The 11,206-nt window shown below is 75.6% G+C and carries 9 protein-coding genes and 1 pseudogene; 4 read left to right on the forward strand and 6 right to left on the reverse strand.

The annotated features are described in order from the left end of the window. The first annotated feature begins 7 nt into the window (after positions 1 to 7). A complete protein-coding gene (locus IU369_RS01740; RefSeq protein WP_217922845.1) occupies positions 8 to 742 on the forward strand; it encodes a hypothetical protein in 735 nt (244 codons plus the stop codon). A gap of 17 nt (positions 743 to 759) precedes the next feature. Here IU369_RS01740 and IU369_RS01745 read toward each other — a convergent pair whose 3' ends face one another. From IU369_RS01745 to IU369_RS01755, 3 genes are all read right to left on the reverse strand, one after another. Continuing rightward, positions 760 to 1,164: an ATP-binding protein gene (locus tag IU369_RS01745; protein WP_217922846.1), complete on the reverse strand. Its 405-nt coding sequence runs from the start codon at positions 1,162 to 1,164 to the stop codon at positions 760 to 762. A 69-nt stretch (positions 1,165 to 1,233) separates the two neighbouring features. Continuing rightward, positions 1,234 to 3,327, reverse strand: a complete 2,094-nt coding sequence (gene glgX, locus IU369_RS01750; RefSeq protein ID WP_217922847.1) for a glycogen debranching protein GlgX — start codon at positions 3,325 to 3,327, stop codon at positions 1,234 to 1,236. 71 nt (positions 3,328 to 3,398) lie between these two features. Then, a complete protein-coding gene (locus IU369_RS01755) occupies positions 3,399 to 4,106 on the reverse strand; it encodes a dienelactone hydrolase family protein (protein ID WP_217922848.1) in 708 nt (235 codons plus the stop codon). Positions 4,107 to 4,262: 156 nt separating this feature from the next. On the opposite strand from IU369_RS01755, the pseudogene IU369_RS01760 reads away from it, so the two are divergent. From IU369_RS01760 to IU369_RS01770, 3 genes and pseudogenes are all read left to right on the forward strand, one after another. Next, positions 4,263 to 5,147 (forward strand): annotated as a pseudogene (locus tag IU369_RS01760) (manganese catalase family protein); the annotation flags it as partial. A gap of 257 nt (positions 5,148 to 5,404) precedes the next feature. After that, positions 5,405 to 5,893, forward strand: a complete 489-nt coding sequence (locus IU369_RS01765; protein WP_217922850.1) for a hypothetical protein — start codon at positions 5,405 to 5,407, stop codon at positions 5,891 to 5,893. A gap of 108 nt (positions 5,894 to 6,001) precedes the next feature. Next, positions 6,002 to 6,367, forward strand: a complete 366-nt coding sequence (locus IU369_RS01770) for an STAS domain-containing protein (RefSeq protein ID WP_217922851.1) — start codon at positions 6,002 to 6,004, stop codon at positions 6,365 to 6,367. Here IU369_RS01770 and nhaA read toward each other — a convergent pair. The 3 genes from nhaA to IU369_RS01785 form a co-directional block, all read right to left on the reverse strand. Then, entirely contained in the window at positions 6,364 to 7,665 is a 1,302-nt protein-coding gene (nhaA, locus tag IU369_RS01775) for a Na+/H+ antiporter NhaA (protein WP_217922852.1), read from the reverse strand. The genes IU369_RS01770 and nhaA overlap by 4 nt on opposite strands. Before the next feature lie 213 nt (positions 7,666 to 7,878). Further along, positions 7,879 to 10,620 (reverse strand): SpoIIE family protein phosphatase, encoded by a 2,742-nt coding sequence (locus IU369_RS01780; RefSeq protein ID WP_217922853.1) that lies wholly within the window; start codon positions 10,618 to 10,620, stop codon positions 7,879 to 7,881. Positions 10,621 to 10,692: 72 nt separating this feature from the next. Beyond that, entirely contained in the window at positions 10,693 to 11,136 is a 444-nt protein-coding gene (locus IU369_RS01785; protein ID WP_217922854.1) for a MarR family winged helix-turn-helix transcriptional regulator, read from the reverse strand. Between the last annotated feature and the right edge of the window lie 70 nt (positions 11,137 to 11,206).

Raw genomic sequence — 11,206 nt, forward strand, 5'->3', positions numbered from 1 at the left:
TGGTGGGGTGACCCGGTCGGTGGTGGTGCTCGGGGCGGGCCGCAGCGGGACGAGCATGGTCGCGGGCCTCCTCGCGGACGCCGGACTCGACCCGGGCGGGGACCTGATCCCCGCCTCGCCCGCGAACCCCACGGGCTACTTCGAGGACCTCGGGGTGAACCGGCTCAACGACGACCTGCTGGCGCCGTGCCTCGCGGATTCGCGGGTGAGGGTGCCGCGGCGCCTCGGGTGGCTCGCGGCGCTGCCGGACCCCGGCGGCATCGCGCCGACCCCCGCCCAGCGGGCGCGGATGCGCGCCCTGCTGCCGGAGGGGCCGTTCTGCCTGAAGGATCCGCGCCTGTCGTACACCCTCGCCGCGTGGCGACCGGTGCTTCCGCCCGGCACCGCCTTCGCCTGCGTCTTCCGGGACCCGGCCCGCGTCGTCGCGAGCGTGCAGCGGGACGCGCGGCGCGACCCCACCTACTACGAGGGGTACGACCCGACGCCGGAGGCGGTCTTCGCGACGTGGGAGTGCGCCTACCGGGCGATCCTCGACCGTCACGCGGTCACCGGGACGTGGGCGTTCATCGACGCCGACGACCTCGTGGTGCACGGGGACACCGGCGCGCTGTCGCGGCTCGCCGGCTGCGAGGTGGCGGCGGGGCGGATCGACGCCGCGCTGCGGCGCAGCGCCCCCGCGGAACGGCCCCCCGCCGCCGTGCGGCGGCTCCACGACGAGCTGCGCCGGCGGGCCTCCTCCTGAGCGCGTGACCGCCGGGGTCACGGCGGGGGGACGGGCACCTCGGCCCATGCCCGCGCCCCCGCGGCGCCGGAGACGCCCCACCGGCTGCTGAGGGCCGCGGTCGTCCGCAGCCCGGCGTCGTCGTGCGCCCCGCCCGCCGCGCCGGGGGACGCCGACAGCTCCGACGCCTGGTCCGAGACCTCGACCCGTACGACGTCCGCCGAGCGCCGCAGCCGGAGGCGCAGCACCCCGCCCGGCCGGGCCCCCGACCGGACGCAGTGCGCGACGAGCTGGGAGGTGACGAGGACGAGCGTCTCGTGGGCCCCGCCGGGCGCGAGGTCCGCGAGGTGCGGCCGCACCGCCCGGCGCGCCTCGCCCGGCGCGTCCGGGCCCGCGACGACACGCAGGCAGACGGTGCGGTTCGTGCGTGGTCCGGCGGGCATGGGAGACAGGCGGTTCCCCCCCGGCGGCGCGGCAAACCACGCCGGTCACCGGGGGACGCCCGGCGGCCGTCAGCGCCGCCGGATCACCGCCATCGACCGGCCGTCGAGCGTGACCTCCCCACCGCCGGCGATCTCGCCCGGTACGCCGTCGTCGCTCGACAGGATCCTCTCCCATGCGCCGCCGAGCCCCTCCGGCAGGCGGAACGGCACCGGCTCGTGGTGGGCGTTGATGAGCAGGGCGAAGGTGTCGTCGGTCACGGGGCGCCCGCGGCGGTCGCGCTCGCCGATGGCGTCGCCGTCCAGCACGAGGCCGACGGCGTGGTGGTGGGCGTCCCAGTCGTCGTCGGCCATCTCCTCGCCGTCGGCGCGCAGCCAGATCGAGTCGGGCGGCCGGTCGCCCTGCGTTCGACCGCTGAGGAACAGCCGCTGCCGGAAGACGGGGTGGTCGCGCCGCAGGGAGATGACGTCGCGCGTGAACGCGAGCAGCGACTCCTGCTCATCGTCGAGCTCCCAGTCGAACCAGCTGATCTCGCTGTCCTGGCAGTAGCCGTTGTTGTTGCCCTGCTGGGTGCGGCCCATCTCGTCGCCGCCGAGCAGCATCGGGACGCCCTGCGACAGCAGCAGCGTCATGAGCAGGTTGCGCTGCTGGCGGGCCCGGAGCGCGATGATGCCGGGGTCGTCGGTCGGCCCCTCGGCGCCGTGGTTCCAGCTGCGGTCCCCGTCGGATCCGTCGCGGTTGTCCTCGCCGTTGGCCTCGTTGTGCTTCTCGTCGTACGACACGAGGTCGCGCAGGCAGAAGCCGTCGTGGGCGGTGATGAAGTTGACCGACGACGTCGGCCGCCGCCCGTCCCCCTCGTACAGCTCGCTCGAGGCGGTGAGGCGGGCCGCGATGTCCGGGGCGCCGGGGCCCTCGCCGCGCCAGAAGTCGCGCACCGAGTCGCGGTAGGCGCCGTTCCACTCGGCCCACTGGACCGGGAAGTTGCCGACCTGGTAGCCGCCGGGGCCGACGTCCCAGGGCTCGGCGATCAGCTTCACCTGCGACAGGACCGGGTCCTGGTGGACGACGTCGAAGAAGCCCGAGAGCCGGTCGACCTCGTAGAACTCGCGGGCGAGGCTCGACGCGAGGTCGAAGCGGAAGCCGTCGACGTGCATCTCGGTGACCCAGTACCGCAGGCTGTCCATGATGAGCCGCAGCACGCTCGGGTGGACCGGGTTGAGCGTGTTGCCCGTCCCCGTGAAGTCCATGTAGTGGGCGTCGTCGTCGGGCGGCCGCCGGTAGTACGAGTGGTTGTCGACGCCCTTGAACGAGAACATCGGGCCCAGGTGGTTGCCCTCGGCGGTGTGGTTGTAGACGACGTCGAGGATCACCTCGATGCCCGCCGCGTGCAGCGCCTTCACCATCCGCTTGAACTCGGCGACCTGCTCGCCGCGGACCCCGCCGGAGGCGTAGCCGGCGTGGGGGGCGAGGAAGCCGATCGACGAGTAGCCCCAGTAGTTCGTGAGCCCCCGCTCGACCAGCGCCTGCTCCGAGATGAAGTGGTGGACGGGCAGCAGCTCGACGGCGGTGACGCCGAGGGACCGCAGGTGGGCGATCGACGCGTCGCTGCCGAGGCCGGCGTAGGTGCCGCGCAGCTCCTCCGGGACGCCGGGGTGGCGTCGGGTGAAGCCCTTGACGTGGACCTCGTAGATGACGCTCTCGCTCCAGCTCACGGCGGGCGGGGCGTCGTCGCCCCAGTCGAAGGCCGGGTCGATCACGACGGACTTCGGGACGGCGGGGGCGCTGTCGCGGTCGTCGATCCGGGTGCCGGTCTCGTCGCCCGCGACGTACGGCAGGACGGGCGCGGCGTCCCAGGCGACGTCGCCCTCGATCGCCTTCGCGTACGGGTCGATCAGCAGGCGGGCGGGGTTGAAGCGGTGGCCCTGCTCGGGCGCCCACGGCCCGTGCACGCGGTAGCCGTACCGCTGGCCCGGTCCGACGCCCGGGACGTACCCGTGCCAGTGGAACTGCGTCCGCTCCGTCAGCCCGATCCGGGTCTCGGCGCCGTCGTCGTCGAAGAGGCAGAGCTCGACGCCCTCGGCGTTCTCGGAGAAGAGCGCGAAGTTCGTCCCCTCACCGTCCCAGGTCGCCCCCAGCGGGAACGGCCGCCCCGGCCATGACTCCATCTGCACGTGTCCTCCTGTCGGCACCGGCTCGTCGTCGCAGCGGAGTGCCCGCACGGACGCAGATCGAACCGTCACCCGCCGGCGAGGGCCGCCGTCGCCTGCGGTGAGGCGTCCACGCCGGTCACGCGGCGGACCTCGTCGCGCACGATCCGGGTCCAGGCCCCCGCCCGCGGCAGCGGCACGAGGCCGCCCCACGGCGCCCGCACGGCGATGCCGTGGACGGCGCCGCGGATGACGGTGCGCTCCACGTCCACGCCGAGGCCGCGGGCCCGCCGGGCGGCCGACTCCGACACCCCGGGGTCGATGCCCGGCAGCAGGGGGCCGCGCCCGTCGAGCGTGCCGTGCGCGATCCGCAGACGCCGCCCCGCGAGCCGGCCCAGGTCGACGGTCGGCGGCAGCCACGGCGCGAGGGCGACGACGGCCTGCACGGCGGGATCGTCGGCGAGCGCGACGGCGATCGCGCCGCCGAGCGAGAACCCGACGGCGGCGCGGACCGGGCTGCCCATCGACCGCAGCGCCCCCCGGACGAGCCGGCCGTCCTCGACGCTCGCGTCCATGCGCCGCCACGACCCGTGGCGGTACCGCACCTCGGCGACCAGCAGGTCGGCCCGGCGCGTCGCGAGGCGGGCGGCGAGCCACTCGGTGCTCGGGCTCCAGACGCCCGGCCGGTCGTCGCGGGAGCTCCCACCGAGCAGGAGCACGCACGGCGCGTCCCCGGGTCCGCGCAGCCGCAGCTCGGGGCCGCCGGGGATCGTGATCGTGCGGGTCTCGCTGCGCATCGGGGCGTGCATCCTCGGGTCGCGGACGTGACGAGCGCACCTGCCCGGCGGGGCGGTCCGCAAACCCCGGGGGGGCCGGTCGGGCACCGGGCACCGCGCGCGGTTTCGGGCCGGGCGGCGGGGGTAGGTCGCCGACCCCCAGCCGAGGAGTCACCCGTGATCCGCCGCATCGACCGCCTGCAGACCGAGCTGCCGCCGCCGTCCGACCCCGACCCCGACGGCGCCGCCGCCGTCCAGGAGCTGATGGGCGGTCGCTTCGGCGAGATGTCGACCCTGATGAACTACACGATGCAGTCGTTCAACTTCCGCGGCCGACAGAAGGCCCGGCCGTTCTACGACCTCGTCGCGAACATCGCGGCCGAGGAGTACGGCCACATCGAGCTGGTGGCCGCGACCATCAACACGATGCTCACCGGCGCCGGTGAGGGTGCCGCGCCCGACGCGGCCCTCGAGGGCGTCAAGGGCGTCCGCAACGTGCAGCACTTCCTCGCCGGGGGGCAGGGCGCGCTGCTCCAGGACTCGATGGGCCGCCCGTGGACGGGCGACTACGTGTTCTCGTCCGGCGACCTCGTCGAGGACCTGACGCACAACTTCTTCCTCGAGACCGGGGCCCGCAACAACAAGCTGAAGGTCTACGAGATGTGCACGCACCCGGCGGCGCGTGCGCTGACCGGCTACCTCCTCGTGCGCGGCGGCGTCCACCAGGTCGCCTACGCCCGCGCGATCGAGCTCCTCACCGGCGCGGACCTCATGAAGATGTTCCCGTCGCCGCGCATCCCGACGGAGCTGATCCCCGAGTGCCGGCCCCACATCGACCGCGGCGAGCACCTGAGGCTCTACCGCTTCTCGCCCGAGGACTACCTGGAGCTGACCGCGGTCTTCCGCGGCCCGCACCCCGAGACCGGCGAGGACCTCGTCGTCGTGGACGACGCCCCCGAGGGCGCCCCCGCCCACGACCTGCCGCCGCAGACGGCCGTCTTCGCGCCGGACTACGCGCCGGAGGAGATCGCGGAGATCGCGGTGCGCCTGCGCCGCGAGGCCGGTCTGTCGGACGAGCCGAGCGGCGTCGTCGCGAGCACCCCCGGCAGCCGCGGGGCGAGGAAGGCGACCGGCGGCAGGCCCGCCGCGAAGAAGGCCGCGGCGGCGAAGCCCGCCGCGAAGACGACCGCCGCGAAGAAGCCCGCGGCGCGCAAGCCCGCCGCGAAGGGCGCGAAGCGCAGCTGACCGGCGCGAGCCGGTCGCGGGGCGGCGCCGGGACGATCCCGGCGCCGCCGTCCACCGACGAGGAGGCACACACGATGGCCGAGCTCACGAAGCTCGAGGACAAGCTGGGCGAGGTGCTCGGGCTGGCGAAGGCCGCCCGTGAGGCGACGGGGCGGGTGGCCCGGCTCCTCGATGACGACGAGATGGCCGGCACGCTGCGCGCCATGGGCGACGAGGCGGCGGAGACCGCCCGCCGCTGCGAGGCCGTGGCCGGCGGCCGGACCGGTCGCAAGACCGCGATCATCGAGAAGGCCCGCGAGACGACCGCCGAGGCGAAGGACATGATGGCGACCTACCTCGGGGAGGACCCGGAGGGCCTCGACGGCCTCGAGTTCCTGAGCATGGCCGAGGCGGGCGAGGTCTGCCACGTCGAGGTGCTCGGCGCGCTGGCCCGCACGGCGGGTGACGCGGAGGTGCTCGACCTGGTCGCCTGGGCGCTGCCGATCCAGGAGCGCCACCTCGCGACGGTCCGCGAGAGCGCCGTCGACCTGGCGGCCGACGAGGACCCGGAGGAGACCGCCTAGCACCGCCGGTCGACCACCCGCCGGGGCGCGACGGCCCGGCGGGTGGTCTCCCCGCCGTCGCTGCGGGAATAGAGTCCGGTCCGCATCCCCGGACCGGAGGCGATCCTGATGGCGACGGACGACGTGGGCGTGGACCCGGCGAACGACCGGCTCGGCCCTGCCCTGGAGGGGCGGCTGGGCGCGGACGGCGACGCCGCCGTCTACGAGATCATCGGCGAGCTCGACCTGGGCGGCGCGGCCGCGCTCGCGGCGCGGCTCGAGGAGGTCGTGGACGCGACCGGCGGGGACCTGGTGCTCGACCTGTCCCGGATGCCGTTCGTCGACTCGACGGGCCTGCGGATCCTCATCGACGCGCGCCGCCACCTCGACGCGCGCGGCCGCCGCCTCGTGCTCCGCGCGATGCAGCCCGACGTCGAGCGTCTCCTGCGCCTGACGGCGATGGAGGCGTGGTTCGAGCCGGGGGGCGGCCGCTAACCCGGCGGCGCCGCGGGGCCGCGTCGTCCCGCGCGCGCCAGCAGCAGCAGCCCGATCGCCGCGGCCACGAGCGAGCCGCCGAGCACCCCGATCTTCGCGGCGTCGATGATGTCGGGGTCGGTGAAGGCGAGCTCGGTGATGAACAGGGACACCGTGAAGCCGATCCCGGCGAGGGCCCCGACGCCCAGGATGTGCGCCCACGAGACGCCCGGGGGCAGGGTGCTCAGGCCGAGCCGCACCGCGAGCGCCGTGCCCGCGGTCAGCCCGATGGTCTTGCCGACGACGAGCGCGACGGCGACCGCGACCGCGACGGGGGTCTCCGCGGCGGCGGACAACGACCCGCGGTCGAGGACGATGCCGGCGTTCGCGAGCGCGAACACGGGGAGGACGGCGAAGCTCGACCACGGGTGCAGTCCGTGCTGGACGCGCTCGAGCGGCGAGATCGCCTCCCGCGACAGCCACGACAGCCGCCGCCAGCGGCCCGCGTCGGCGTCGGGGTCGTCGGGCGCGTCGTCGGTCTCCTCGGCGGTGCGGATCGCCTCGGCGCTGACGACGCGGGGGTCCTGGAACGGGCGCACGGGGGTGATCAGGCCGATCGCGACGCCGGCGATGGTGGCGTGGACACCCGACTCGAACGTCGCGAACCACGCGACGAGGCCGAGGGCGACGTACGGCACGAGGTACCGCACCCCGACCCGCTGGAGCGCGTACATCGCGGCCAGCGCGATGAGGGCGGTCGCGAGCCACGCGAGGACCACGGCGTCGGTGTAGTAGACCGCGACGACGAGGATCGCGACGATGTCGTCGATCACGGCGACGCCCAGCAGGAACGCCACGAGGGCCGTCGGCACGCGGCGCCCCAGGGCGGCGAGGGCGGCGAGGGCGAACGCCACGTCGGTCGCCATCGGGATGCCCCAGCCCCGGGTCGCGTCGCCGCCGCCGCTGAGGGCGACGTAGATCAGGGCGGGGAGCACGACCCCGCCGAGCGCGGCGAACAGCGGCAGCAGGGCCGCCTGGCGGGTCGACAGCTCCCCCGTGACGAGCTCCCGCTTCACCTCGAGCCCGATCACCAGGAAGAAGATCGCCATCAACCCGTCGTTGACGACGTGCTGGAGGTCCTCGGTGACGCTCCAGTCGCCGAGGGCGACGGTGAACTCCGTGGACCAGAGGTCCAGGTAGGAGGCCGTGGCGAGGTTGGCCCACAGGAGCGCGATGATCGAGGCCCCGAGCAGGACGATCCCGCCGGAGACCTCCGTGTGCAGGAACTGCTGCACGGGGCGCACGACGCGGCGGGGCACCGCGCGGTCCGAGCGCGACCAGGGGCGCCGCACCGGCGGCGGGGTGGCTCCGGGGGTCATCGCGGGGCCGCGGGGCGGCGGCGGGGGCGGGGGGCGGGGGGGCGCGGCATGTGACGTCCCATTCCGGGGGTCGACGGCGTGTTCGCCGACCAGACTTCCCGGCACACCGCGGGGGACGGTAGCAGCCCCGCGGTCACGCCCGGCGCCCGCCCCTCAGGCGGGGCGGAACCTGAGGCAGACGAGGACGGCGTCGTCGGAGTTGCCGGTCTCCCGGATCATCGCGGCGACGACGCGGTCGCACATGTCGGCGACGGGCGCGTCGCGCAGGTCCTCCGCGGCCGCGCGGAGCCGCCCGAGGCCGACGTCCATCGACTCCTCGCGCCGCTCGACGAGGCCGTCCGTGTAGAGCAGCAGCACCGCGCCGGCGGGGAGGACGGTGGAGGCGTGCCCGCGATCGCGTCCCGACCCCGGCCGGCACAGGGGCATCGAGCGACCTCCCTCCAGCCACGCGGCGGGACCGTCGGGCGGCAGCAGCAGCATGGGCGGGTGCCCCGCGTAGGCGTAGTCGAGGCGCCCCGTCGCGGGGTCGAGGGCCGCGAAGCCGACGGTGGCGAAGTCGGTCCCGTTCGGGCCGTCGGCGAACTGCTGCAGGCGGGCGAGGAGCGCGCCCGGTGACGGGGTGTGCGGCGCGAGCGCGGCGAGGGCGGTCCGCAGGCGTCCCATCGTCGCGGCGGCCTCCAGGCCGTGGCCGACGACGTCGCCCACGGCGATGCCGATGCGCCCGTCGGGCAGCGGCAGCGTCTCGTACCAGTCCCCGCCGACCTCGAGGGCGTCGCCCGCGGCGGTGTAGCGCGCCGCGACCTCGATCGCGGCGTGCTCCAGCAGGCGCTCGGGCAGCAGGGCCCGCTGCAGCGACAACGCCACCCGCCGCTCCTCGTCGTGGATCCGCGCGCTCGCCAGGAGCACCCCCGCCCGCCCCGCGAGGTCGGTGAGGAACGGCATGTCCTCCGCGCCGTAGGCGGGGCGCTCCGGGTTGGTGAGCGACAGCACGAGGCGCCCCGACCGGGGCCCTCCGACGTCGAGCGGCAGGGTCACGACCGAGTGGGCCCGCAGCGGCGTCCCGGGGCCGGGGTCCTCACCGGGGATGCGGATCGCGGCGTGGTCGGCGACCCGCGGGGCGAGCATCGCCACGAGGCGCTCCGCCCGCCCCTCCGCGCCCTCGACGGCCTCGAGGCCGCTGACGATCTCGGCGATCAGCTCGGCCCGCCGCCGCGCCCGCCGCTCGGCCGCCTCGCTCGCGCGCAGGGCCTCCTCGGCGCGGCGGCGGGCGGTCACGTCCGTGAAGACGAGGGCGAACCGCCCGCGGGGCTCGACGGGTGTCGCGAAGACGTCGAACGTGCGGCCCATCGCCTCGGAGGCGCTCTCGAAGCGGCGCGTCGCGCCCCCGAACGCGACCTCCGCGTACGTGTCGATCCATGCCTGCTCGAGGCCGGGCACGAGCTCGAGGGCGGTGTGCCCGACCGCGTCCCGGAGGCCCGTCATCGACTCGAAGACGGGGTTCGTCTCGAGGAAGCGGTAGTCGACGGGCCGTCCGTCCGGGTCGAGGACCATCTCCGCGAGGCAGTAGCCCTCGTCGATCGACGCGAACAGGGCGCGGAAGCGGGCCTCGCTCTCGCGCAGCGCCACCTCGGTGCGGGTCCGCTCGTGGACGTCGATCACCGATCCGATGAAGCCGCCGGGACGACCGCGGACGTCGGTGAGGGGCCGGCCGGCGTCGAACGCCCAGCGGTACCGCCCCTCCGCGTCGCGCAGCCGGTAGTCGAGCGTGAACGGCTCGTGGGCGGCGACCGCCTGCTCGTGCGCCCGTCGCACCGCCTCGCGGTCGTCGGGGTGGACGGCGTCGAGCCAGCCCGCCCCGAGGCCCTCCTCCTCGGTCTGGCCGGTGAAGGCGTACCACCCGCGGCTGAGGTACGTGCAGCGCCCCTCGTCGTCGGTCACCCACAGCATCGCCGGGGCCGAGTCGGCCATCGCGCGGAAGCGGAGGGCGGCGTTGCGCTCCACCGCCGACGTCTCGCGCTCCCCGACCTCGGCGGCGATGCCGTAGGCGGCGGCGATCAGGACGGCGAGGGTGAGCTGCAGGTAGAGGAGCCCGGCGTCGGGGGCGACGTCGAGGTCCTCCCACAGGCCGTGCCCGCCGGCCGTCGCGTGCGCCGCGATGAACGACACGACGGCCCCGGTGAGCGCGACCCCCCGCACGCCGATGCGGAACCCGCTGGCGAGCAGCACGCCGATCGGGACGGCGATGAGCCCGACCTCGCCCGACCAGGCCACGGCGACGGTCGCGGCCCCCGCGGCCCCGACCAGCACGAACGTCTCGATGAGGCGCAGGGGGCGCCCGGCGGTCGGGGGGTCGGACCGGACGCCGAGGATCGCGCCGGCCACGACGAGCACGCCGAGGCCGTCCCCGACCCACCACTCGCCGGCGAACCGGAGCCAGCCGTCCCCGTCGTCGAGCACGGTGAAGGCGGTCGCGCCCACGACGGCCCCGACGGCGGGCCCGGCGACGACGGCCCCGCCGAGGAACGCGACGAGGTCGCGCAGGCGCGAGAGGTCGGGGCGGGCCACCACCCCGAGCAGCAGGGTCGCGCCGACGAGCGGCTGCACGACGTTCGCGACGGCGTATCCGACGGAGGCCGCCGGCCCGATGTCGTGCCAGAGGTCGAGGGAGATCTCCGCGAGCGCCGCGGCGGCGACCACGACGACCCAGTCCGCGCGCCGGGCGATCACGAGCGCCGCGAGGGTGACGCCCGCGGCGGGGAAGAACGACGCGCCGGTGCCGTCGGCGCCGAACCACGAGTACGAGAGCTGCGACCCGACCGCGTACGCGGCGGCGACCGCGATGAAGATGCACACCCGGCGTCGCGCGTCGGCGTCCATCGCCAGCCTCGAGGTCATGACCGCATTCCCGCGGGGGACGCTACAAGCTCGCCCGCGCGGGAGGTCGGGGACCGTCGCGCCGCCTGCGGTTCACGCCCCGGCGTCGGGGGGCCCCGCGAGGTCGAGCGACGCCACGAGGGCGGCGAGCCGGGCGCGGTCGTCCCGCAGGGCGGCCACCGTCGCCGCGAGCCGCCGCTCACCCTCGGGCGAGACACTCAGCAGGACGCTGCGCCCGTCGGCGGCGGAGGCCTCGCGGCGCACGAGGCCGACGGCCTCGGCACGGGCGACGAGGTCGGTGACGGTGTTCTGCGCGAGCTGCATCCGCTCGGCGAGGTCGGTCACCGTCGCCCGCTCCGACCCGTCCGGCGCGCCCTTGATCTGCACGAGCAGCAGGTGGCGCTGCGGCGTCAGGCCGTTCGCCGCGGCGATCTCCTCGCTGCGCCGCATGAAGCGCCGCAGCCCTTCGCGCAGCGCCGCCGCCTCGCGGTAGTCCGTGGCCGAGGGTGCCGGCCGGGGGTCGGGGAGCTGCGCCATCGCGGTCCGGAGGCTACCCGCGGGGCCCCTCGGGGACGGCGATCCACCCGACACATCGTGATGCGATACA

It is taken from the genome of Miltoncostaea oceani (assembly GCF_018141545.1).
Taxonomy (GTDB): Bacteria; Actinomycetota; Thermoleophilia; order Miltoncostaeales; family Miltoncostaeaceae; genus Miltoncostaea; species Miltoncostaea oceani.

Bases quoted from the DNA above. Each gene is read 5' to 3' on its own strand.
- IU369_RS01745 (WP_217922846.1), bottom strand. From the start codon at position 1,164: ATGCCCGCCGGACCACGCACGAACCGCACCGTCTGCCTGCGTGTCGTC.
- glgX (WP_217922847.1), bottom strand. From the start codon at position 3,327: ATGGAGTCATGGCCGGGGCGGCCGTTCCCGCTGGGGGCGACCTGGGAC.
- IU369_RS01755 (WP_217922848.1), bottom strand. From the start codon at position 4,106: ATGCGCAGCGAGACCCGCACGATCACGATCCCCGGCGGCCCCGAGCTG.
- IU369_RS01765 (WP_217922850.1), top strand. From the start codon at position 5,405: ATGGCCGAGCTCACGAAGCTCGAGGACAAGCTGGGCGAGGTGCTCGGG.
- IU369_RS01770 (WP_217922851.1), top strand. From the start codon at position 6,002: ATGGCGACGGACGACGTGGGCGTGGACCCGGCGAACGACCGGCTCGGC.
- IU369_RS01780 (WP_217922853.1), bottom strand. From the start codon at position 10,620: ATGACCTCGAGGCTGGCGATGGACGCCGACGCGCGACGCCGGGTGTGC.
- IU369_RS01785 (WP_217922854.1), bottom strand. From the start codon at position 11,136: ATGGCGCAGCTCCCCGACCCCCGGCCGGCACCCTCGGCCACGGACTAC.